The sequence below is a fragment of the Marinobacter sp. MMG032 genome (assembly GCF_040112695.1).
GTDB classification, from domain to species: domain Bacteria; phylum Pseudomonadota; class Gammaproteobacteria; order Pseudomonadales; family Oleiphilaceae; genus Marinobacter; species Marinobacter salsuginis.
In genome coordinates, this window is record NZ_CP157802.1 from 1113321 (window position 1) to 1134508 (window position 21188).

Annotated in this window: 25 protein-coding genes; 9 read left to right on the plus strand and 16 right to left on the minus strand. The window is 58.6% G+C overall.

Annotated elements, in window-relative coordinates:
- Positions 1–69: 69 nt before the first annotated feature.
- Positions 70–870, plus strand: a complete 801-nt coding sequence (locus ABNF92_RS05105; protein ID WP_136631626.1) for an MBL fold metallo-hydrolase — start codon at positions 70–72, stop codon at positions 868–870.
- Here the strand turns inward: ABNF92_RS05105 and ABNF92_RS05110 are convergent.
- On the minus strand, positions 867–1490 hold the full coding sequence (locus ABNF92_RS05110; protein ID WP_349343639.1) for a tetratricopeptide repeat protein: 624 nt from the start codon (positions 1488–1490) through the stop codon (positions 867–869). The two genes, ABNF92_RS05105 and ABNF92_RS05110, sit on opposite strands and share 4 nt — an antisense overlap.
- Before the next feature lie 204 nt (positions 1491–1694).
- Between ABNF92_RS05110 and ABNF92_RS05115 the strand changes: the two genes are divergently transcribed.
- Positions 1695–2420 (plus strand): YebC/PmpR family DNA-binding transcriptional regulator, encoded by a 726-nt coding sequence (locus tag ABNF92_RS05115; RefSeq protein WP_349343640.1) that lies wholly within the window; start codon positions 1695–1697, stop codon positions 2418–2420.
- 37 nt (positions 2421–2457) lie between these two features.
- Positions 2458–3204 (plus strand): glutamine amidotransferase, encoded by a 747-nt coding sequence (locus ABNF92_RS05120; RefSeq protein ID WP_349343641.1) that lies wholly within the window; start codon positions 2458–2460, stop codon positions 3202–3204.
- 21 nt (positions 3205–3225) lie between these two features.
- On the opposite strand, the gene ABNF92_RS05125 is transcribed toward ABNF92_RS05120, so the two are convergent.
- The 3 genes from ABNF92_RS05125 to ABNF92_RS05135 are packed head-to-tail and all read right to left on the minus strand — an operon-like array spanning position 3226 to position 5991.
- A complete protein-coding gene (locus ABNF92_RS05125) occupies positions 3226–3576 on the minus strand; it encodes an FHA domain-containing protein (protein ID WP_069184220.1) in 351 nt (116 codons plus the stop codon).
- Between the two features lie 10 nt (positions 3577–3586).
- Positions 3587–4342, minus strand: a complete 756-nt coding sequence (locus tag ABNF92_RS05130) for a protein phosphatase 2C domain-containing protein (protein WP_349343642.1) — start codon at positions 4340–4342, stop codon at positions 3587–3589.
- Positions 4342–5991: a serine/threonine-protein kinase gene (locus tag ABNF92_RS05135; protein WP_349343643.1), complete on the minus strand. Its 1650-nt coding sequence runs from the start codon at positions 5989–5991 to the stop codon at positions 4342–4344. Before ABNF92_RS05135 ends, ABNF92_RS05130 begins: the two co-directional genes overlap by 1 nt.
- Before the next feature lie 159 nt (positions 5992–6150).
- On the opposite strand from ABNF92_RS05135, the gene ABNF92_RS05140 reads away from it, so the two are divergent.
- From ABNF92_RS05140 to ABNF92_RS05155, 4 genes are all read left to right on the plus strand, one after another.
- Complete coding sequence (locus ABNF92_RS05140; RefSeq protein ID WP_349343644.1) at positions 6151–7599, plus strand: phospholipase D family protein; 1449 nt, start codon at positions 6151–6153, stop codon at positions 7597–7599.
- A gap of 18 nt (positions 7600–7617) precedes the next feature.
- Positions 7618–8682 carry a carboxysome shell carbonic anhydrase domain-containg protein gene (locus tag ABNF92_RS05145; RefSeq protein ID WP_136631630.1) on the plus strand — a complete coding sequence of 355 codons (1065 nt, stop codon included), beginning with the start codon at positions 7618–7620 and terminating at the stop codon, positions 8680–8682.
- A gap of 107 nt (positions 8683–8789) precedes the next feature.
- On the plus strand, positions 8790–9191 hold the full coding sequence (locus ABNF92_RS05150) for a PA2779 family protein (protein WP_069184215.1): 402 nt from the start codon (positions 8790–8792) through the stop codon (positions 9189–9191).
- Between the two features lie 9 nt (positions 9192–9200).
- Positions 9201–10202, plus strand: coding sequence for a PA2778 family cysteine peptidase (locus ABNF92_RS05155; RefSeq protein WP_349343645.1), 1002 nt, complete (start codon positions 9201–9203; stop codon positions 10200–10202).
- Here the strand turns inward: ABNF92_RS05155 and ABNF92_RS05160 are convergent.
- Genes ABNF92_RS05160 through ABNF92_RS05170 form a run of 3 tightly spaced genes read right to left on the minus strand, consistent with a single transcriptional unit; the run spans position 10199 to position 12272 of the window.
- Entirely contained in the window at positions 10199–10882 is a 684-nt protein-coding gene (locus tag ABNF92_RS05160; protein WP_291909637.1) for a class I SAM-dependent methyltransferase, read from the minus strand. The genes ABNF92_RS05155 and ABNF92_RS05160 overlap by 4 nt on opposite strands.
- A complete protein-coding gene (locus tag ABNF92_RS05165) occupies positions 10842–11828 on the minus strand; it encodes a GTP-binding protein (protein WP_349343646.1) in 987 nt (328 codons plus the stop codon). The genes ABNF92_RS05160 and ABNF92_RS05165 overlap by 41 nt, the downstream gene beginning before the upstream one ends.
- A 48-nt stretch (positions 11829–11876) precedes the next feature.
- Positions 11877–12272, minus strand: a complete 396-nt coding sequence (locus ABNF92_RS05170) for a hypothetical protein (RefSeq protein WP_069184212.1) — start codon at positions 12270–12272, stop codon at positions 11877–11879.
- A 134-nt stretch (positions 12273–12406) separates the two neighbouring features.
- Here ABNF92_RS05170 and rluF point away from each other — a divergent pair, with 134 nt between their 5' ends.
- Positions 12407–13345 carry a 23S rRNA pseudouridine(2604) synthase RluF gene (gene rluF / locus ABNF92_RS05175; RefSeq protein WP_069184211.1) on the plus strand — a complete coding sequence of 313 codons (939 nt, stop codon included), beginning with the start codon at positions 12407–12409 and terminating at the stop codon, positions 13343–13345.
- Between the two features lie 27 nt (positions 13346–13372).
- Here the strand turns inward: rluF and ABNF92_RS05180 are convergent, their stop codons facing one another.
- The 8 genes from ABNF92_RS05180 to ABNF92_RS05215 all read right to left on the minus strand — a co-directional run bounded on the left by ABNF92_RS05180 (position 13373) and on the right by ABNF92_RS05215 (position 19565).
- Positions 13373–13717 (minus strand): YdbL family protein, encoded by a 345-nt coding sequence (locus ABNF92_RS05180; protein WP_136631634.1) that lies wholly within the window; start codon positions 13715–13717, stop codon positions 13373–13375.
- A gap of 29 nt (positions 13718–13746) precedes the next feature.
- Positions 13747–13914: a YnbE family lipoprotein gene (locus ABNF92_RS05185; RefSeq protein ID WP_228715191.1), complete on the minus strand. Its 168-nt coding sequence runs from the start codon at positions 13912–13914 to the stop codon at positions 13747–13749.
- A gap of 44 nt (positions 13915–13958) precedes the next feature.
- Positions 13959–15479, minus strand: a complete 1521-nt coding sequence (locus ABNF92_RS05190) for a YdbH domain-containing protein (protein WP_349343647.1) — start codon at positions 15477–15479, stop codon at positions 13959–13961.
- Positions 15480–15502: 23 nt separating this feature from the next.
- Positions 15503–17071, minus strand: coding sequence for a bifunctional GNAT family N-acetyltransferase/carbon-nitrogen hydrolase family protein (locus ABNF92_RS05195; protein WP_349343648.1), 1569 nt, complete (start codon positions 17069–17071; stop codon positions 15503–15505).
- Between the two features lie 72 nt (positions 17072–17143).
- Positions 17144–17686 carry an RNA 2',3'-cyclic phosphodiesterase gene (gene thpR, locus ABNF92_RS05200; RefSeq protein WP_136631636.1) on the minus strand — a complete coding sequence of 181 codons (543 nt, stop codon included), beginning with the start codon at positions 17684–17686 and terminating at the stop codon, positions 17144–17146.
- A 4-nt stretch (positions 17687–17690) separates the two neighbouring features.
- Positions 17691–18449, minus strand: a complete 759-nt coding sequence (locus ABNF92_RS05205) for an SDR family oxidoreductase (protein ID WP_349343649.1) — start codon at positions 18447–18449, stop codon at positions 17691–17693.
- A gap of 30 nt (positions 18450–18479) precedes the next feature.
- Complete coding sequence (locus ABNF92_RS05210; RefSeq protein ID WP_349343650.1) at positions 18480–19172, minus strand: SDR family oxidoreductase; 693 nt, start codon at positions 19170–19172, stop codon at positions 18480–18482.
- 66 nt (positions 19173–19238) lie between these two features.
- Positions 19239–19565, minus strand: coding sequence for a DUF2007 domain-containing protein (locus ABNF92_RS05215; protein ID WP_349343651.1), 327 nt, complete (start codon positions 19563–19565; stop codon positions 19239–19241).
- Positions 19566–19671: 106 nt separating this feature from the next.
- On the opposite strand from ABNF92_RS05215, the gene ABNF92_RS05220 reads away from it, so the two are divergent.
- On the plus strand, positions 19672–20742 hold the full coding sequence (locus ABNF92_RS05220) for an alpha/beta hydrolase (protein ID WP_349343652.1): 1071 nt from the start codon (positions 19672–19674) through the stop codon (positions 20740–20742).
- Between the two features lie 25 nt (positions 20743–20767).
- On the opposite strand, the gene arfB is transcribed toward ABNF92_RS05220, so the two are convergent.
- Positions 20768–21181, minus strand: a complete 414-nt coding sequence (arfB, locus tag ABNF92_RS05225; RefSeq protein WP_069184202.1) for an alternative ribosome rescue aminoacyl-tRNA hydrolase ArfB — start codon at positions 21179–21181, stop codon at positions 20768–20770.
- Positions 21182–21188 lie beyond the last annotated feature (7 nt).

Here is a 21188-nt window from a genome sequence, read left to right on the forward strand (position 1 = left end):
TAATCTCCGCGCAGCTTGCAATATCCGGCCATTCCGGCCGGACCACACTGTATTCAGCGGGAGACCGAAATGGCAGCCGAGCCGATTGTCCTGTTCGATAATGGACACCACAAATGCCTGATGTTCGATTCCCTGGTGACCGGCGAGGGCGTCCAGTCCAACCAGTTCCTGATTGTCGACGGAAAACACGAAGCGCTCATCGATCCGGGCGGTGACCTTACCTACACTCCCCTGTCGGTGGCCGCGTCTCGCTATATGAACATTCGCGATATGGACTACGTGTTCGCTTCTCACCAGGACCCGGACATCATTGGCGCCATCGACCGCTGGATTGTTCATACCCGCGCGAAAATCGTCACCTCGAAACTCTGGGCGCGGTTCCTTCCCCACCTGGTTTCCAGCTACGTGACCAATCAGCTCAGCGGCAGCGTGTACGACCGCATCGTCAGCATTCCGGATGCCGGTGCCAATGTGAAGTTTGGCGAGTCCTATTTGCAGTGCCTGCCAGCCCACTTCATGCATTCGGTAGGCAATCTCCAGTTTTACGACCCGGTCTCCAAGATCCTCTTCTCCGGCGACCTGGGAGCTTCGCTGGGCGGTGAGGACGATCATCTGCCAGTGAAAGACTTCGACAAGCACATACCGAGCATGATTGGCTTCCATCGGCGCTACATCGCCTCCCAGAAAGTCTGCAGACTGTGGGCCAACATGGTCCGCGACATGGACGTTTCGATGATCGTGCCCCAGCATGGCAAACGCTTTGAAGGGCCAGTTATGGTTGATCGCTTCCTGAACTGGGTCAGCGACATTGAGTGCGGTATCGACCTGATGACACAGGATAATTATCGCCGGCCGGTTGATTACGTTTAACTGTCGGAAGAGGAGCACCGAGACCGGGGCAATTTACTCTCGGGTCCGGTGCTCGGCTGCAGCGCTAACAGGAACTGCTGCGCCGTGGGCTGACCACCATCAACTGCCGCCTGCTGGATCAGACACAAGCCTTCAGCCCTACTGCCTTTGTCATAAAGCCTTTTGCCCAACCGCCAGCGGGCGTCACTGTTTCCGGCTTCCGCAGCGCGCCGGTACCAGCTGAGGGCTTCATTTTTATCCAGGACGGTCCCTCTACCCTCTTCATACGCCATGGCCACTTCGACCATGCTGATGGAATCGCCGCTCTCGGCCGCCCGCAGGTACCACTGAAAGGCTTTCTTCTGGCTTTGTTCAACGCCCTGCCCCTGGGCATACATGTTGGCCACGTTCAGCATGCCCTGGCGGCTGCCTTCTTCCGCCAGCTCCAGGTACTGCTCAAAGGCCGATTCGTATTGCCCCATCTTGTAGACGACATAGGCGTTGAGAACCCGGATCATGTCCCGTGCAACCTGATCCTGATCGCCGTTCTCGTTAACCCCGGCACTCGCGTACGAGCATGAAAAGATCAGATACAGAACCAGCATCCGGACCGTTGTCTGCGTTGTGATATGTCTTTGCATTCTGCTCCCCGACGCATGCCAGTTATCCTCTTACGCTAGCAGTGTCCTGCCGATAGATCTGTGCACCAAAAGTGCTGTCCTGCTGGCACCTTGGTGTTGGTGGATCGTGAAAACCATCCCGGAACGGGGGGCAAATAAGCCTGTCCCAAACCGGCAATGTTGAGTAAAATCCGGCCTTTTCCAGAGAACCAAGAGGCAGCGCAGATGGGCAGAGCCTACCAGAACCGCAAAGAATCCATGGCCAAGACGGCTGCGGCGAAAACCAAGGTCTACAGCAAGTACGGCCGCGAAATTTACATGAGCGCCAAGTCCGGAGGCCCCGACCCCCAGGCCAACCTGTCCCTGCGCGGGTTGATCGAGCGGGCCAAGAAAGACCAGGTGCCCTCCCACGTCATCGAGAAAGCGATCGACAAAGCCAAGGGTGGCGCTGGCGAAGACTATTCCCCCGCTCGCTACGAAGGCTACGGACCGGGCAACTGCATGGTAATTGTCGACTGCCTGACCGATAACCCGAACCGCACCTTTGGCGATGTGCGTCTGGCCTTCACCAAAACCAAGTGCAAGATCGGAACGCCCGGTGCGGTGTCTCACATGTTCGACCACAGCGCTATCTTTGCGTTCAAGGGCGAGGATGAAGAGGCCGTTCTCGAGGCGCTGATGGAAGCGGATGTGGATGTCACCGACATCGAAAACGAAGACGGCCTGATCACCGTGTTTACGCCGAACACCGAATACGCCAAAGCCCGTCAGGCGCTGGTGGACGCCATTGACGACATCGATTTTGAAGTGGATGAAATCCAGTTCCTGCCCAAAACCACCACGTTGGTGGAAGGTGATGACATCCCCCTGTTCGAGAAATTCCTGGACATGCTGAACGAGCTGGACGACGTACAGAACGTGTTCCACAATGCCGAGCTGCCAGACCAGTAAACAGCCCGGCCTCCGGTCATTCAGGAATGATAACACCATGCAGAAGAACGCTCCCGCAATCCGCAAAGCGCGTGTAGTGGTCCTGAAAACAGGGACCACCTACCCGGACATTCGGGCAGAGTTTGGCGATTTTGACGAATGGTTCCTGCGGGGGCTTTCAAAGGAGCTGGAGATCACTGTAGCCAACGCCGAAGCCGGCGAACTGCCGGGCGACCCGGAGGACTGGGACGGCATTGTGGTGACAGGCTCGCCTGCCATGGTCAGCGACCGGGCCGAATGGAGCGAAAACGCGGGTCGTTGGCTCGCAAAGGCTGTGAAAAGTGAAGTGCCCGTTCTCGGTGTCTGCTACGGCCACCAGTTACTGGCCCACGCGCTGGGCGGAGAAGCGGGCTACCATCCGAATGGCCGGGAAACCGGCACCCACGAGGTTGAACTTCTCCCCGAAGCCGCCTCCGATGTCTTGTTCCGCGACCTGCCGAAGGCATTTCCGGCACAGCTGACGCATCGGCAATCCGTACTGCGCCTGCCCGAAGGCGCGGTGCTGCTGGGGCGCAACCGATTCGAGCCCCATCAGGCCTTCAGAGTTGGGCCCTGCGCCTGGGGTGTGCAATTCCATCCAGAGTTCACGGACGCCATTATGAGCGCCTACCTGAAAGTACAGGCGCCCGACCTGACCCGGGAGGGGCTGGATGCCGAAGCCCTGATCTCCGGCGTGAAGCCAGCGCCAGACGCGTCCTCGCTACTGTCCCGTTTCAGCCAATTTGTTCAGGACCGGATCCGTTAAAACCGGCACCATTGGTTTCTGTCAGTCGAGGATGTAAGCGGTTTTTTCCAGCGCCTGCTCTTCTTCGTCGATAAAGCGAAACTCGTTCCAGCCAATGCGCACCATGTCGTTGCTGTTGAGGCGCTGCCGGTCAGCAACCCGTAGCTCGTTCACGAAGGTGCCATTGGTGCTGTTACTGTCGGTGATGTAGTAATCCACTGTTCCTTCAAGATAGGCGTTGGGTACCGCTTCTATCAGGGCGTGCTGACCGCTCACGGAAATCTCATCGATCTGGATATCGTTATCCGGGCGCCGACCGATGCGGGTTTCCGGTTGCCCGAGTTCAAAGGTGGTAACAACCACGTTATCCACCAGTTGCGAAAGCGAAGCCATGTCAGTTTCCTCAATACTCCAACGTCAGTAATACCACAGACACATTGTCGCCAGCCTCGTTTGCCAGGCCGGCATCAATCAGCGCCTGAACCGTGCGCTCCATGCCGTCACTTTCCTTTTGGATCTCAAGCCACCGGTATTCCGGGACCGAATCGGTTAACCCATCGGAACACAGCAGGAGCACGTCCCCCTCTTCAAGGGTCTCACGCCGATAACTCGGATCCGCCTTCTCCACTGCTCCCACTGCCCTGGTCAGAACATTCCGAAATGGCACATTGGGCACATCCGCCGCGGTAATGCTGCCGTCTTCCAGCATGTTCTGGACCACGGTATCGTCCCGCGTCAGACACACCGCCTGACTGCTACGCAGGCTGTAACACCGGGAATCTCCAACATGGGCAATGTGCGCCTGATCATCAATCACCCAGGCCACCACCAGTGTGGTGCCCATCTTTTCAAGTTTCGGGTCCCCGGAACGCCGGTTCACTATCCGCTCATTGGCCAGCGAGAAGGCCCGCCCCAGATGTTCCCGGATGGCACCATCGGTGCCGTCGAACGCGGCACCAGCAATGGCCGGTTCCAGGGATTCGATAACGGCATCAACTGCCAGACGGCTGGCGACCTCCCCCCCCTGATGCCCACCCATGCCGTCGGCAACCACCAGTAACGCCTGATCACCGGCATCATTGATCCGCCAGTCGACAACGTCCTGGTTCGACTCCCGCACGGCTCCCCGGTGACTCTGACCAGCAACGTGATAGCGCATCAGGACACCTCCTGGCCAGCTTCGCGAACGGCCAGACGACGCACAGCCTCTGCCATGGTTGCTGCACTGGCAAAGCGCTTGTCCGGCTCTCGCTGGATGGCCTTGTTGATCAGACGGACCACCCCGTTTGGCAGATCCGGGTTGAACTCGCGGACGCTGCGCGGGCGCTTGTTGAGAATCTGGTAGGTCAGGTTGGCCAGGGTGTCGCCCTGATAGGGCGTTTCGCCGCTCACCAGCTTGTAAAGCGTTACGCCCAGGCTATAGATATCGGAGGCTCCGGTGACCTTCTGGCCCTTCAACTGTTCCGGTGACATATACAGCGGGCTGCCCATCACCGCCCCGGTGCGCGTTCGGGAGTCATCGGAAATCTTGGCAATGCCGAAATCGGTGATCTTTATATCGCCATTGTCGGGATTGAAGATAATATTTCCGGGCTTGATGTCGCGGTGGACGATTTTCTGGCTGTGGGCGTAGGCCAGTGCGTCTGCCACTCGGGCAACGATATCCAGTACCCTGGGCAGGGGCAGTAACCGGCCGGTTCTGCAAAATTCACTGAGCGGACGCCCTTTCGCATAGTCCATGGCAATGTAGGCGAGGTCGGCCTCCTCGCCCACGTCATACACGGTAACGATAGCCGGGTGACTCAGACGCCCGGCGGCTTCCGCTTCCCGGAAGAATCGTTCCTTGAGATCCTGCAGCTGGCCATCATCAAAGGCCTGGTAGCTGAGGGTCTTGATTGCAACGGTTCGGGCAATCTTCGGATCCTTGCCCAGATAGACCACACCCATGGCACCACGACCAATCTCCCGCTCGATTTCATAGCGCCCCAGGGTCGGGCGACTCACTGACGGTTCCGGCATCAGCAAGGTGCGGGTATTATCGAAACTCCCTCCCTGCACCAACGAGTTATCCGGTGCGAGCTTCTCCAGTGCCGACAGCCTCGCGGCGGTGTCCCGAAAACCTTTTTTTCGTTCCTGAATACTGCGGTAGGTGCTGACCGCCTTGTCGTACTGGCGTTTGCGCTCTTGCTGGATGGCGACATCGTAGCGCAGCTCGATCTCGCTCTCACAGTCGGGGCAGCGATCCAGCGCTTCAAGGGCCTCGTCTGTATGGCCTTGCTGCAGAAACACCTTGGCCAGCTTCAGCCGCGCATCGCGCACATTGTCTGTCAGTGCACGGATGTGTTTCCGTGGCTGCAGCCAGAACAGCATCACCACATAACCAACCACCAGCAAAGTGAGCACAACGCCAAACGGAACCCAGGCGTTGTGGTAGAACATCAACGCGGCCTGGATCACCACGAGCGAGCCGCCAAGCAAAAGCGTGACAGGCAGGGAAACGGCTGCGCCCATCGCCGGGATAGCAAGCACCAGATACAGGGCCGCAATCGCCAGCCCTGCGGTCACTGCCATGTCGGACCAGAGTGGTTCCGAAAGGCCCCGATCAGCCATAGCCGGCCCGAATGCCTCCTGCGGGACAATCGTGGACGGGTCAGAGCCGTCTGGCACGCCGAAAATGCTGAACAGTGCGCGGTCGGCCCAGCCAACGAGAGCAAGCTGGTCACCCATCAGGGCAAACACAACAGCCAGAACGAGAATAACGGCCCGCAAACTGAACAGGCGCGGAATGAAAGAGAGTATGGCGTTCACAGGCAACTTTGTTATAAATGGTTGATCTGACTAGTTTAGGAAGCGTGGCGGAACTTCGATACAACGGCCGGGGTGTTTTTTGTAAGTGTTTGTTTACCTGAGAGAGAGGTCACGTATAGTTATGTCGTCGTTTACCTCAGGGATGATGGAAATACACACATGACACTGAAGTTACTGACTCTCCTGCTGTTGCTCACCCTGGCCGGCATCGGCCTGTACCACACTCAAAAGCCACTGCCACCGGGCATCAGCTACCGTGGAACCGCGGTGCCATTGGAGGAACCCGTGCTGCTGACAGACGTCACCCGTCACTACCAGGACGGCCGGGAAGAGCGCGACCATGAAATTTTCGACGAGGTGTTCCGGCTTGTGGGACAGGCCAACGAGTTCATTCTCGTCGACATGTTTCTATTTAACAGCACCGCACCGGAGAATGTCGCCCACCGCCCTCTGGCACAACAACTGACCGAGGCACTGCTGGCCAGGAAAGCTGAGAAACCGGAGCTTTCCATCACAGTGATCTCCGATCCTCTGAACACCATGTACGGCGGCACTATCTCACCCTGGTTCGAGGCCCTGCGTAATGGTGGCATTCCAGTTGTGGAGACCGCGCTTCGTCCACTCAGAGACAGCAACTCGACCTGGTCTGCGATCTGGCGCCTGTGTTGCCAGTGGTTCGGAAACAACCCACGGGACGGCTGGCTGGACAACGCCCTGGGCACCAGGCCCGTTACCCTTCGAAGCTACCTCGCGCTGCTGAACTTCAAGGCCAATCATCGCAAGGTTGTAGTTGCGGATGAGGCCGGTTCCTTGAGAGCCATTGTTACCTCGGCCAACCCCCACGACGGCAGCAGCCGGCACAGCAACCTGGGGCTGAGTTTCAAGGGCCCGGCGGTGATTGATCTGCTGAAAAGCGAGCGTGCCGTGCTCGCCATGTCCGGCGCCAACACCCAACCGATCGATGAGCAAATCAGTCAGGTTTCCGAAGCGACTGCGCCACCCGATGACACTGCAATGCCCCGGGTGGCAGTGCTGACAGAATCAGCCATCCTGGATGAGGCCCTGGCGATGATTCGAAAGGCCTCAGCAGGCGACCAACTGGATATGGCCATGTTCTATCTTTCCCACCGCGATATCGTCGAAGCCCTGATAGATGCGGCAAAACGGAACGTGGCGCTGCGGGTCTTGCTTGATGCCAACAACGAGGCCTTCGGCCACCAGAAGAGTGGCATTCCCAATCGACAGGTAGCCATGGAACTGGTTCGGGCAGGCGTTCCCGTCCGTTGGTGTAATACCCTGGGCGAGCAATGTCACAGTAAGCTTCTGATGCTGGACAAACACGACGGCGCAACAGAGATGTTGCTGGGATCGGCGAATTTTACCCGGCGCAATCTTGACGACCTGAATCTCGAAGCCGATGTCTGGGTATCGGTGGCCGACCAGTCGCAGGTTGCCACCCGGGCCAGAGACTTTTTTGACCAACAATGGCAACAAGGGCCCGGGGACGATCCGGTAATGAGCCTGCCCTACGAGGACTGGGCCGATGAATCCAGGCTTCGCTACTGGCGCTATCGGATAATGGAGGCCACCGGCCTGTCGACCTTCTGAACATCACAGGACACAGCCATGACAACACCGGTACATGCACGCCCCATTTCGGAACGCATCGACTGGCTGATGGAACTCAGCCGGGCCCACTCGGCCAGCTTCTGCAGCCCGGAAAACCATCTGGCCAGGCAGCGTTACCTGGCGGAGCACAACACCCAGATCATTGCCATGAAGTGCATGGACGGCCGCATTCACCTGCCCTACGTGACCCAGACGCCCCTTGGGGTCATACACCCCTTCAGGAATCTCGGCGGCATCTTTGAGCTGGGCTGGCCCTATCTGGGCGACATGCTTGCGGACACGGTACAGCAGGCAGTCAGTCAGGGGCGCCGGGTGCTGATCATCATTACCTATCACTACTCAAAAGGTTTACGGGAACGGGGCTGCGCCGGCTTTGACTGCGACCGTGAGGCCGCCATGCGCCATGCGTTCCAGATCCGCAGCCAGGTGGAAAAACTGTTCGGGAACGGCCACCGCACGGTCTATCCCCTGGTATGTGGTTTCGAGAGTGACGAGGATGCGCTGGTTCTGCACGGTAGCCAGGAGCGAACGCTGGATCTGTCCACCATTCCCGTGTCGAGACTTGACGACATGGCCTCCGAAATCGCATCCCTTTGTCCGGATATGCCCGAACCGGTGCAACGCGATCTGCTGCCCCTGGTTGAGGGCAATATTCGACACGTCAACGAGATCCGCCAGTTTGACCGGGAGCTGAACATCGAGCACCGGGAATGGGTAATCTGCCTCGGCCGGGGATTCGATTTCCTGCACGCGCCGAACGTGGCCCTGATCATTGGCCCCTACAGTCCGGATCTATCTCACCCCATCCGCCAGGCGGCAGGGATTATCAAAAGCAATATGGACAGCGGCCGGATTCCCGACGATGGTTTCCTGCTGCTTTGCTCTGCGCCCTATCAGGAGCCGGGCACGCAGAAAGCCCGGGCGGAACTGAAATCGGCATTCCTGGCAGACTTCGGGGCCGAGGTTATCCGCCAGGCTTATCCTGAGCTGGCCACCAGGATGGTTACTCGCTCAGCGATCCTCCATTGGCCGGAGCGCAAGCTTGAAGTCCGGGGATCATGAACATTTTGTAGGTTGAGGGAACGCAACAGACTGATCTATCGTGAAAGTAGTGCAACATGACCCAACACATCAGCTACAGCGGAAGTAGCCAATAACAGGAGTGAATCATGTCAGGCATTCGCAAACACCTGAGGTACGTTTCCTTTTTCATGGCGATGATGATGGCGCTGGGCTCTGTCTGGTCGGCTACCGCTACTGCCGGCATGGTTGGAACCGGCGAGATGATCGGCCAACAACAGGTTCAACTGGATCGGCAAGAGCTTATCAGCATGCTCGACAGACAGGACGTTCAGGCCAAGCTGGCAGATCTCGGGGTCAGCCAGGACCAGGTCAAGGAACGCATCCAGAACCTCACGCCCGCGGAACTGGCGGATTTCGAGCGTCAGCTTGCCGAAGCACCTGCAGGGCAGGATGTTGTCGGCATTATTGTGCTGTTCCTGCTGGTGTTCATCATCACCGATATGCTCTGCGCCACGAACATCTTCCCGTTCGTGAACTGCATCCGCTAGCAGCGGGCAGTGACAGTCCTGTTCTCCAGACTGAAAGCCATTTCCGGCGGGCTGACCGTGTTTTTGACGGTCAGCCTGCTGGCTGGCTGTGCGAGCACGCCAGAATGGCCGTCACCTAAAGACGACCAGCTCTCAAGGCCCGATCGGGTTACTCTGGACGATGTGCCTTTCTACCCGCAGGAGAAGTATCAGTGCGGGCCGGCGTCCCTGGCAATGATGCTCAATAGCCATGGACTTCACACCGACCCCGACATCCTTAAAGAACTCGTCTACATCCCCGGTCGCGAAGGGTCCCTTCAGGTCGAGATGGTGGCCGCCGCGCGGGCGCACGGCATGCTGGTTTACCCGCTGGATGGAGAGCTTGAGAGCCTGCTGGTCGAAATCGACTCGGGCAACCCGGTGCTGGTGATGCAGAATCTGAGATTCGACTGGTGGCCCCAATGGCACTTTGCAGTTGTCATGGGCTACGACTCGGAGGAGCGAGACCTGATCCTCCATACCGATACCCGCAAGCGGGAGGCCATAGATCTGGAGGTTTTCAGCCACACCTGGGGGCGGGCGGACAACTGGGCCGTGACCATTCTGCCGCCGGACCGAGTGCCTGCGACCGCAAAACCACTTCGTTTTCTGCAATCCGCCCATGACCTTGAAACAACCGGGCGAACCACCGCCGCTGGCATCGCCTATGAGACGGCCGAAATCACCTGGCCAGACCAACCGACGGCCACCATGGCCAGAGGCAACCTGGCCTGGAAACTGGGCCGCCGGGATGAGGCAAGGGGCCATTTCCTGCGCGCGGCAACACGTTTTCCGGAGTTCGCCGAGGGCTGGAACAACCTTGCTTTCGCATTGCAGGAAAGCGGCTGTTCGGGGACAGCAAAGCAGGCTGCGCGGTGTGCTGCGTCTCTGGCACCGGATCGTTTTGGTCAGTCGGAATTGCTGAGCCATGACGATGCCAAATCCGCAGAACACTGTCCTGCACTACCGGAGTGCTCGCAAAAAAGGCCCTAGGCTGGCTTCCGGAACAGCGCCACATCCTTTCTCGGTATCTCCAGATGCCAACCAAACCGGTTGGCCAGCAGCTTGAAGGTGAATTCCCGGTAGAAAACCACATGGGTCGGGTCGCGGCGATAGTGCCAGTTGTCGAACCGGTCATCGTCGGTCTGGAAGCAGGTCATCACGCCCAGCCAGCCACCAGGCCTGAGCATCCGGTCCAGATCCCTGAAGACGGCAGCCGGCGCATAGAGATGTTCGACCACCTCGGTGCAGGTGATGAAATCGTAGGTTTGATCAAGGACGGACGTCGATGAATAAAAGTAGGGATCGTAGAGACTGACGTCCATACCTTCCGCCTCAAGCATCTGCGCCAGAGCCGGGCCTGGACCACAGCCGAAATCCAGGCCGCTGGCGCCCGGTGGCAGTCGCTCAAGAAGAGGTTCCGTCAGTTTTGAGAGAAATTTCCGGTAACCCGCATCAGACGGGTCATTGTCATGGAGCTGATAGATGTCCCGTTCCTGCTCGGGCGATAGCCGGCAGGACGCATCCATCACCGTGGCCTGGCAGACATTGCATCGAAGGTAACGCTGGGTATTTACCACCCGGAACTTCAAGAGACTGCCCCGCTCACATACCGGACAAAGGCTCACTCGTTCACCTCGGATCCAGACCTGCGGCCGCCCGCATGCGGGCATCAAGTTCCCGGGCATCAATCTGATCAGACGCGATTATTTCCGCCCGGCTATAGGCCTGCGGTTCACCCTGAATAACGGTCAGAGCACCATCCACAACATTGATAGCCCGCCAGCCATCGACTGTGTGAACGACCGCCTTGAAGCGCACAAACGCCGAGTCCATGGCCATCACCAGCAATGCGTTCTCGTCCAGGATCAGTTTCGGATGAATCCGCCAGCCAACACTGAAGTGCCCCTGCCCCTGATTGGTGATCTGCTGCCAGGGTTCGTCATCAATAGCGGGGGCCGGCGCTGAGTTCTTGTGATGGTGGTGATGGTGAGCGTCCGGATTGGTCACTGGCAGGGCATCGGACTGGCCGTCCAGCCATCCCGGCGCAAGCTGTCCGAACCGTGTGTGGTGAATCGCCCGCTTGGCCGGCTCCAGCTGAGCCGCCCAGTTATCGAAATGGGCCAGTTGTTCGGGAGTGCAAAGATCAGTCTTGTTGGCGACAAGAATATCTGCCGCAGCCACCTGATCCCGGAACTGGACATTGCCCAGCACTTTCGGCTCCTCGAGCCTGCGAGGGTCCACAAAGCAGATCACCGGCCCCATCGACAGCACATCCTGGTAGTGTTCGCTGGTCAGGGTATCCAGAATCTGGGAGGGGTGCCCTAATCCGGTGGGCTCGATCAGCAGCCGATCCGGCTTGGCCTTGTGGATCAGCTGGTTGAGCCCGATCTGCATCGGCAGGCCGGCCACGCAGCACATGCAGCCACCGGGTATTTCCTTGATGAAGGCGCCCTCGGTTTGCAGCATGGCGCCATCAATGCCCACCTCGCCGAATTCGTTGACCAGAACGGCCCAGACCTCGTTTTCCGGTTTGTTTTTCAGCAAATCCAGAATGGCGGTGGTTTTACCGACACCGAGTAAACCAAGTATCAGACTGGTGGGAATAGGTTGAGCCATGGCGTCGGAGGCACTCCTTGAAGAATCGAAACGTTATATTGTAACACCTTATCCCCCAGGACGATCCTTCTTCAGGAACATCCCGACGGCCTTATCCGATAGCAGCGCATGCGCGAGAGCCGGATAGGGCAAATAGTGAACAAACAGGGTGGCAAGGGTGACCGCATCCATCCCGGCATCCAGGAACATCCAGGCGCCGAAAGCGACGAACAGGGCTCCGAGAAAACCGCCATAAATCCATAGCGCCCGTGAGCGCTCCTCCGGCATTGGCAAACGCTCGAGGGTCCGGGCCACCGAGAAGCTCATGTAGACGGCAATCAGGGCCGCAATGACCAATGAAGCCAACAACCCGGTAAATCCGATCAGATACCGGAACAGGTAGTTGGTCAGGAAGAACAGGGCAATACAGGTAACGGCAACAATAGTGATGCGTGTCTTTTCCATGATGGTCTTTTTTGTTTGATTGGTTGAGGGCGCCGCCAAGAATGGCAGAGACGGTTAGAAAGAACCAGCCCTGCTGCGACCGGTGTTCCAGACTGATATGATGCCCGACATTCTCACTGGCAACCGGACTCCCGATGACCTCTGGCAATTCCACCCGGCTCAACAAATACATCAGCGAAAGCGGTATGTGCTCCCGCCGGGAGGCTGACCGATACATCGAGCAAGGCAATGTTTACATCAACGGCAAACGGGCGACCGTCGGCGACCAGGTGCTTCCGGGTGACACGGTCAAGGTGAACGGCCAGGTGATCGAGCCACGGGCTGAAGAAGATCTCGTGTTCATTGCACTGAACAAACCGGTAGGGATTGTCAGTACCACGGACAGCGCGGAGAAACACAATATCCAGCGCTTTGTGGGTCACAGCGAACGCATCTTCCCGATCGGACGCCTGGACAAGGACTCCCAGGGCCTGATCTTCATGACCAGCAACGGCGACCTGGTCAACAAGATCCTGCGGGCGGGCAACAACCACGAAAAGGAATACCTGGTTACCGTCGACAAGCCCGTCACCCGGGAATTCGTGGAGGGTATGGCCAATGGTGTGCCGATCCTCGGAACCATGACGAAAAAGTGCAAGGTGTCGCGGGAGTCACGATTTGTCTTCCGGATCATCCTGGTTCAGGGCCTTAACCGCCAGATTCGCCGGATGTGTGAGTATTTTGGTTACGAGGTTACCAAACTCGAACGTATCCGGATCATGAACGTCAGTCTGAAAGGGCTCGCGGTGGGCCAATGGCGGGACCTGACCGAGAAAGAACTGGCCGGGCTGTTCGATGCCATACGGGATTCGTCGTCAGAGGCGCCGCCCAACTCTGGCAAGCCTGCAAAAAAGAAGCCCGGGGCGAAGACCAAACCACAGACCAATCGAAAGCCTGGATCTTCATCAGCACCGGGCAAGCCCGGCGGCGCTCGGCGACCAGGCCCGAAAGGAAAACCCACGCCTGGCAAAAGACCCACCTCCGGTAAACGGCCCAAAGGCGGCAAACCAAGGCAGAAGAGCGTTAAACGGTAACCAGGGCTTGTACCTGGCCATGTCGGGCTACTTTTTCACCCACTTGCCGCCCATTTGCACGTACTGTCCGGCCGGTGTTTTCTCGATGGCCTTCTTACCGGCAACGGTCTCCACCTGGGTGACGGGAATGTTGTGTTTCTCAGCGATCCGCTTGTACTCATCCCGGCGGGCGCTATTGATGGCTTCCACCACTTCGCTGGCCTGCCCTTCGGCGCGCACCACCTCCAGATAACCCGTTGGCGTTTCTCCAACCAGCCCCTGTTGCTTGACCGATTCCAGTTTCTGCTTGGCTTCGTCCAGCCCCATGGCAAGAACGGAGGCGCTGATACCGAACGCCAGAACCAGCGCAAACATCTGCATCAATCGTTTCATCGTTAACCCCTCAAACTTTCCGCGTACAGTCAGAACAGACCCTGTTCGCTGAACAGGTCATCCACTTCCTTATCCACTTTCACGTAGATTTCGTGCTGGATTTTCACGTTCAGGTTGACCGTAATCGGCTCTTTGGGTGCCGCCATCTGCACTGTGGGTGTGCAGGCCGCCATGGCCATTGGCAGCATCGCTGTCATCAGTATTCTCGCAAATGGCGGCCTTTCCGGCCGCAAGGGCTTTCTCATGGTGCTGTCTCCTCACCGGATTCCTGCAGCAACTCCCGGACACGTCTGGTAACGGCTTCATTCACCCGGCCACTCAACTGAAGACTGGTCAGCAGCGCCGGAATGTCTTCCTCAAGATTGACATTGAGCACGACTGGCTGCCCGCCCCTGAGCTCCGGGTTTTTACCTTCAAGTCGTAGGCCCAGCGTCAACTTACCCTGTTCATCGTAGTCTATCGTGCTGTTAAGCACTGAATAGTGAAAGTTTTGCAACGCCTGAACCACAACATCCATGGCCTGATTGCCACCCAGCATTGCCTGAAGCTTGTCCGCCGGCAGCTGCAAACGGCCACCCGGGTCTATGGCTGACACTGTTCCTGCACTCACCTGCACCCCGTCGCCACTGATACCCAGAGGGATTCTTCCACGAAGCTGCCCGCTTCCGGACAACCCCTCCGCTGGATACACCGCCATCAGACGGCTCAGGGAGATATCCTCAACCTCAACGGGGATACGGCCAGAGCCACCTGCCAACTCGTACACCGCAGGAGGAACTCTGAGCGTACCTTCAAGGAACCGGGCTCTGGCCTGCTGAACCTCCAGAGTTCCGGCCAGCAGTTCCGTCATCGGGGCGTTGTAGTTCGCCGAGAACCGAACCGAGCTGACGGGGATGCCGGCATTGATCTCACCAACGGCCAGGTCCCTGAAACTGCCCGCCACCTGCGAATTCTCAAGAGATACCCGCACCCGGCCTGAGAGTCCGGACACGGCCGTGCGGTTATACACACCCCCGACATCCTGCAAATCCGCGATCCCACTGGCTTCAAGCTCACCGCCCCTGCCGGTGGAAACTGCCATCCGAAGGCGGGCATTGCCGGAATCGACGGTCAGAAGATCCGGCCAGCCAGACAGAGTGCCTGCCAGGGCCCGAACGCCCTGTTTACCGTCGATAACAGACTCGATAGCAACCGAAACGCCGCCATCGGGGTCAAGCTGAACGTCGAGATCGGCGGAGAAACCAGAGTCAGAAACCAAGGTTCCCTGGACGCGGAGTTCGGAAAGGCGACCTTCTGCCCTTCCCTCGAAGTTCCATGCCTGCGGCAACAGGATCGGATGCTCAACACGGGTGGCAGAAACGGCGATATCGCCATCAATCGCAATGCGGTCTGCCCAGGACCCTGACGCGCCATAGTCCAAGGTAACGGTGGAATTGCTGAGGTCTGTGCGCAGAGTGTTGAACTTCAACGGCTGCTCCGCCCCTGTATAGGCGAGATATTCCGTGATAATCAGCGAGGAAGGAGCAAATTCGATAATCGCAGAATCACTATCGGCCGTTACAGAGGGTCTGATATCCGCCTGGCTTCCGGTGACTTCCCAACCACCAGACCGGATATCCGGCAACGCCATGCCTATCGAGCCCTGATCAATGGCAAAAGACCAGCCTGCGACTGCCAGGGGCCAGGCGAGCAGTGCCGGGCCACCGATCCAGAAAAGCCGACGTCCGATGCGTCTGGACTGTACGGACCCTTTATCGGGCAAAACGACACTCCTGTCGATCCGGTTCACTCACCGCGCCAGGTCACGCTGTAAAGATCGTGCCGGCGGTCCTGAAGGTTTTTCACGGTACCACTGTTGCGGGCGGTGATCAGCACTTCCGGGCGCAGATCGGCAAAAGCGACGGTTTCCACGTTGGGTTCGGTGTCAGCGGCAATGCCATCCCGGGCAAACGGAAAGTCGCAGGGTGTCAGGATGCAACTCTGGCCGTACTGGATTTCCATGTTCGGCACGTTCGGCAGGTTGCCCACGTTGCCGGACAACACCACGTAAACCTGGTTTTCAACGGCCCTGGCCTGACAGCAGTAGCGCACCCGCAAATAGCTTTGCCGTTCGTCGGTACAGAAGGGCACAAAGATAATATGCACGCCCTGATCCACCAGATGCCGGGTCAACTCCGGAAACTCCGCGTCATAGCAAATCAGCACGCCAATGGTGCCACAGTCGGTCTCGATGGCGCTGACCCGGTTACCGCCCTGCACGTTCCACCAAAAGGCCTCGTTGGGCGTCGGATGGATCTTGGGCTGGCTGAACACCTGGCCATCCCTGAGAAACACGTACGCCATGTTCCGGATGGTGCCGTCTTCCTCACGGACCGGGGTGGAGCCGGCCACAATATTGATGTTGTAGCGCAACGCCAGATCGCGCATCAGTTCGCGGTAGCGCTCGGCGTAATGAGTAACGGCGGCAAAGGTCTCGGCGGGGCTGCCCTTGCGGGCCTCAATGGACAGAAGCTGCAGGGTGAACAGCTCCGGAAACACGACAAAGTCGCCTTTGTAGGTGGAAACAACGTCCACGAAATACCGGACAATCTCACTGAATTCATCGAACGACGCTACCGGGCGTTGCTGGTACTGAACCGTGCCGATTCGCACGGTATCGCGCATGCGCTGACCATAGCGTTTCCTGCGCCCGTTTTTCTCGGATTGGGGTACTTTTGGATTGCGCCAGACCAGGTGAATGCCATAGCCCATGGAGTCGTGATCGGCGTCCAGGTAATGCGGAATGATGCCGTGCACCTCGAACCCCTGATGAAGCTGGAAGGACAGCACCGGATCCTTCTGTTCCTTTCTCCGAATCGCTTCGACGTACTCTTCGACACTGGTGAACTTCTTGAGGCGCTGGCGCAGACTCGGCAATCTCCCGGCGAAGACCACACCCTGCAACCCCAGCGTCTGGCATAACTGCTTGCGCTCGTTGTAGAGCCGCTCACCGATGCGGTAGCCACGGCATTCCGGATCAACACAGACTTCCATTCCGTAGAGCCAGTCGCCTTCCGGATCATGCCTTGAGGCATAGCCATTGCCGGTTATGGACGTCCAGTCGTGAGCGGCCAGGGCGATCTCCTCGGCGATCCGGAACGTGGCACAGTAGCCGACTACAGTATCCCCAAGCATGGCGACAAACTGCCCGTCAGGAAAGGTATTGATCTGCCCGGTCAGCGGCCCCTTGGTGTAGCCGTACATGCCTGTGCCTTCATAAACCCGACGGCTGAGCTGGATGATGCCGGGAATATCCGCCAGCGTGGCATTGCGGACATACAGGCGCTGATCAGGATCGGAAAACGGGGGACACATAGACACCTCAGCAAAGGCGTTGATTTGCCCTCATCTTTGGTGGAGCAACGGCTTTTCGTCAAGCTAAATCCGTTACCCGGGCCCACTCAGCGGGAAGCGTTCGATGACACGATACTCAGACCCTGCCGGGCCCGGTTTGCTATCGAACAGGGCGAACTCGGTTACCGCAAATTGCCCGAACACGGATGCACCCTGTTCGGCCAGCAGGCGCTCAACAGAGCCCGGCTGTCGCTTGAATCTGGCCAGGGTAATATGCGGAAGAAAGGACCGGCGCTCCGCCTCAAACCCGAGCTTCTCCATTCGCTGCCCAAGCGCCTCGTGGATGTCGGCCACCGGCGCTTCCGGCTGAACGCCGGCCCACAGGTTCCGCGGCCTCCGCGACTGGCCGAAACAGCCCAGGCCTGAGACTTCCAGCTCGAAAGGGGTTGGTCGAATTGCACGGGCAGAATCAACCACGGCTTCCAGACGGCTCTCTTCCACCCCACCCAGGAACAGCAGTGTGATATGCAATTGTTCGGCACTCTGCCATTTGGCGCCCGGCACCGAGACCCTGACGTTCAGCAACCGCTCCTTGATTTCGGAGGGGAGCTCCAGGCCGAAGAAGATCCGTGGCAATTCCTTATTCCTCGTAGATCATCTTGCGTACCATGCCGCCATCTGCCACGAAGTTCTGACCGGTGATAAACGAAGCTTCGGGCGATATCAGGTAAGCCGCCAATGAGGCGATATCACCGGGCTGCCCTACTCTGCCCGCCGGATGTTGCAAGTGATCGGTTTCGGAGAGCGGTTCAACCTCTTCTGAGTCCCCCTGCCAGGCCCGGGTATCGATCCAGCCCGGACTGATACAGTTAACCCGGACATCCGGCCCCAGGCTCACGGCTAGGGCATGGGTCAGCGCCACAATGCCTCCCTTGGTGGCAGCGTACGCCTCGGTGTCTGGCTCGGATTGAAGCGCCCTTGTCGAGGCCATGTTTACGATAGCGCCTTTCGTTTTTCGAAGGTGCGGTACCGAGTGTTTGGTGACCAGGAACGGCCCGGTCAGGTTCACATCCAGACGACGCTGCCACTGTTCAAGGCTCAGCTCCTCCACCGGTCCGGTCTCCGGATTGGCGATTCCGGCGTTGTTGATAACGGCGTCCAGGCGGCCGCCCCAGCGAAGGGTTTCGGCAAGGATGTGCTTCACATCGGTTTCCGAGGCCACATCGCCTGGCAGAAAGCGCAGTTGGTGCTCGGCACTGGCGGCCAATCGCTCACCCACGGCCTTGTCGGTATCACAGAACGCCACTTTCCAACCGGCACCGGCCAGGTGAAGCACGATGCCCCGGCCGATGCCCCGAGCGCCGCCCGTTACCAATGCGACGCGATCTGTTTGGCTCAAAACAACCTCCTTTTTGGCTGATCCGCCGACTTACTCAACCTTCGGCGTGGGCCGGACAAGAATTTCGTTGACATCCACATGTGCCGGTTGCGCCACGGCATACATGACCGCATTGGCAATGTCTTCCGGCTTCAGTGCGTGGCCAGGACGTTCATCGAAGAAAGGCGTGTCTACCATGCCTGGCTCAATCAGGGTAACGCGGATACCGGAGCCACGAAGCTCCTCACGAACACCATATCCAATGGCGGAAACCGCCCATTTGGTCGCACTGTACATGGAACCGGGGATGGTGGTTCGGCCTGCCGCAGAGCCGGTAAGCAGCAAGTGGCCCTTGCTCTCCCTGAGTGCTGGCATGCAGTGCTGAAGCGTGAGCCCGACACCGTAGATATTGGTGAGGATCATGTCCTTCCAGACCTCAGGATCAGCGCCACTGAATCCGCCCGGCTCACCGCCCCGGCCGGCATTGGCGAACACCGCATCAATACGGCCAAAGGTTTTCAGGGCCTGGTCGACCATGTTTTTCTGGTCATCACCGCTCTGGACGTCGCATTGGACCGTCAACACCTTTTCCTCGCCACCCAGCTCCTGCTGCAGGCCTTTCAGTTTGTCTTCAGAGCGCGCGGCCAGAACCAGCCGATAGCCCTGTTTCGCGGCCGCTCGCGCTGTTTCCGCGCCGATGCCTGACGACGCGCCGGTAATCAGCATTACAGGTTGATCTGCCATAAGCTTTTTCTCCTGTTGCTTGGGAAGTGTGGGTAGGGCTACGCCCGGTGACCCCAGACCGATCAGTCAGTAGATCTGCAGCAGGATGAGAGCGATGATGGCCAGGGCCAACAGAAACCAGCGGGCGTAGTGGTCGGGGCGATCCTCATCGTCGCTGACCGCGCGGCTGACACTGCCACCGGAAGTCTGTTCATACTCTGACACCAGTTGTCGTGCCCGGTAGAGATCCTCGTCATCGACATGGACATTACTGAAACCTGCGGCACCGATCTCGCCCATTGCCCCCTGGAGATAGTGGCCGCCCACATAAGCCTCAATACCGTTGGCTTCCAACAGACCTGCCACGATGTGGGCTTCGGTTATGTCTTTGGCCCGATAGGCAATTTGCAACACGCGACTCCTTCTGTGACCGTTCCGGGCAGAACCGGGACAAATCTGCGAGTATTATCTAAAGGATAGTTCGCCCCGCAATGAGGGGCCAATAACGTACGGATCGAACATGCTCTGGATTATTCTTGCCGTCATCGTATTCATTGTTGCCGCAACGTTTCTGCTGTTCCGGCTTGAGGATCTGTCGCATCTGGACGGAGACAATCCTCCAGTTCGGGAGGGCAAACCAAGCCCGGCAAATCGCGAGGTACTGGGGCGCATCCGGGAGATGGGCGAGTCCTCCCGGGGACTTCGGGGCAAGGCAAGACTGATGGCGCTCCGCAAGCACATGGATGGCCTGAGTGAAGGGCTGGAACTGGCTTCCGAGTTTCGTTTCAACGCATCGCCCAGGGGAGAGTGGGTCCTGGCCCCGGGTTGCGATACGCGGCGGCGAGTTCTGTACATCCATGGGGGTGCCTGGGCTGCCGGCAGCCCCAGAAGCCATCGGGCGATTACGGACAGGCTGTCGGCGATCACTGGTGCCGCTGTTTTTGCCGTGGATTATCGGCTGATGCCTGAGAACCGTTTCATGGACGGTGTCCGGGATTGCCGGGATGCCTACTCCTGGCTGCTGAAGCACGGGCCGGACGGTGACGAGCCTTCAGACTTCATGTTGATCGCCGGGGATTCGGCCGGCGGCAGTCATACCCTGGGGCTCATTGCGTGGATTCGTGACAATGGCCTGCGACAGGCCGACGCCGCAATCGCTTTTTCGCCTTCCACCGATCTGACCCTGACGGCGCCGAGCAACCGCAACAACATTGGTACCGATCCCCTGCTCGGGCCTGTGTTCGGCGGCTTGTCGAAAATCCCCCTGCCAGTGATCTGGTGGGCCACCTTGGCGGCATTCCGGGTCTCACCGACAAGCCCTGTTGCCTCGCCACTGCGCGGGGACCTGAGGGACCTGCCACCAACACTGATACAGGCCAGCGACACCGAGATGTTGCTGGACAATGCCCGTCGCTATGCCGCCAGGGCAAAGGCTGCCGGCTCTCCGGTCGCGCTCCACACCTGGCCGGGCATGGTGCATGTGTGGCAGATCTTCGTGCCACTGCTTCCGGAAGCCGAAGAGGCCTTCGAGGATATCCGGGCCTTTCTGGCAGAGGTTGAGTCTGGCGACCTGAGCCAGGCTTCGGCCTGACTTTGAACAGTCGGTCGGGAACTGGCTAGACCGACACCTTGCCCCGCAGGGCCTTGGTTTTACCTCGCTGGGTTTTACGATCCACCCGCTTGCGCTGGGCAGCGCGGGTCGGTTTGGTGGGTCGGCGAGCCTTGCGGGGCTTTACCGCCTCAAGAATCAGCTCTTTGAGCCGCTCCAGTGCATCTTCCTTGTTCAGTTCCAGGGTCCGGAAGGATTGCGCCTTGATGATCAGCACACCCTCTTTGCTGATTCGCTGATCATTGAGCGACATCAGCCGCTCCTTATAGAAAGGCGGCAAGGAAGAGTGTGGGATATCAAAGCGCAAGTGCACGGCGGAGGCCACTTTGTTCACGTTCTGGCCACCGGCACCCTGGGCGCGGATCTGGGTGATTTCGATCTCCCAGTCGCCAATTTCAACAGCGTTGGATAGTTTTAGCATCTGCTAA

Excerpts from the sequence above, each read along its gene's own strand:
- ABNF92_RS05105 (WP_136631626.1), top strand. The coding sequence starts at position 70 with ATGGCAGCCGAGCCGATTGTCCTGTTCGATAATGGACACCACAAATGC.
- ABNF92_RS05110 (WP_349343639.1), bottom strand. The coding sequence starts at position 1,490 with ATGCAAAGACATATCACAACGCAGACAACGGTCCGGATGCTGGTTCTG.
- ABNF92_RS05115 (WP_349343640.1), top strand. The coding sequence starts at position 1,695 with ATGGGCAGAGCCTACCAGAACCGCAAAGAATCCATGGCCAAGACGGCT.
- ABNF92_RS05120 (WP_349343641.1), top strand. The coding sequence starts at position 2,458 with ATGCAGAAGAACGCTCCCGCAATCCGCAAAGCGCGTGTAGTGGTCCTG.
- ABNF92_RS05125 (WP_069184220.1), bottom strand. The coding sequence starts at position 3,576 with ATGGCTTCGCTTTCGCAACTGGTGGATAACGTGGTTGTTACCACCTTT.
- ABNF92_RS05130 (WP_349343642.1), bottom strand. The coding sequence starts at position 4,342 with ATGCGCTATCACGTTGCTGGTCAGAGTCACCGGGGAGCCGTGCGGGAG.
- ABNF92_RS05140 (WP_349343644.1), top strand. The coding sequence starts at position 6,151 with ATGACACTGAAGTTACTGACTCTCCTGCTGTTGCTCACCCTGGCCGGC.
- ABNF92_RS05145 (WP_136631630.1), top strand. The coding sequence starts at position 7,618 with ATGACAACACCGGTACATGCACGCCCCATTTCGGAACGCATCGACTGG.
- ABNF92_RS05150 (WP_069184215.1), top strand. The coding sequence starts at position 8,790 with ATGTCAGGCATTCGCAAACACCTGAGGTACGTTTCCTTTTTCATGGCG.
- ABNF92_RS05160 (WP_291909637.1), bottom strand. The coding sequence starts at position 10,882 with ATGCCCGCATGCGGGCGGCCGCAGGTCTGGATCCGAGGTGAACGAGTG.
- ABNF92_RS05165 (WP_349343646.1), bottom strand. The coding sequence starts at position 11,828 with ATGGCTCAACCTATTCCCACCAGTCTGATACTTGGTTTACTCGGTGTC.
- ABNF92_RS05170 (WP_069184212.1), bottom strand. The coding sequence starts at position 12,272 with ATGGAAAAGACACGCATCACTATTGTTGCCGTTACCTGTATTGCCCTG.
- rluF (WP_069184211.1), top strand. The coding sequence starts at position 12,407 with ATGACCTCTGGCAATTCCACCCGGCTCAACAAATACATCAGCGAAAGC.
- ABNF92_RS05180 (WP_136631634.1), bottom strand. The coding sequence starts at position 13,717 with ATGAAACGATTGATGCAGATGTTTGCGCTGGTTCTGGCGTTCGGTATC.
- ABNF92_RS05185 (WP_228715191.1), bottom strand. The coding sequence starts at position 13,914 with ATGACAGCGATGCTGCCAATGGCCATGGCGGCCTGCACACCCACAGTG.
- ABNF92_RS05195 (WP_349343648.1), bottom strand. The coding sequence starts at position 17,071 with ATGTGTCCCCCGTTTTCCGATCCTGATCAGCGCCTGTATGTCCGCAAT.
- ABNF92_RS05210 (WP_349343650.1), bottom strand. The coding sequence starts at position 19,172 with ATGGCAGATCAACCTGTAATGCTGATTACCGGCGCGTCGTCAGGCATC.
- ABNF92_RS05220 (WP_349343652.1), top strand. The coding sequence starts at position 19,672 with ATGCTCTGGATTATTCTTGCCGTCATCGTATTCATTGTTGCCGCAACG.
- arfB (WP_069184202.1), bottom strand. The coding sequence starts at position 21,181 with ATGCTAAAACTATCCAACGCTGTTGAAATTGGCGACTGGGAGATCGAA.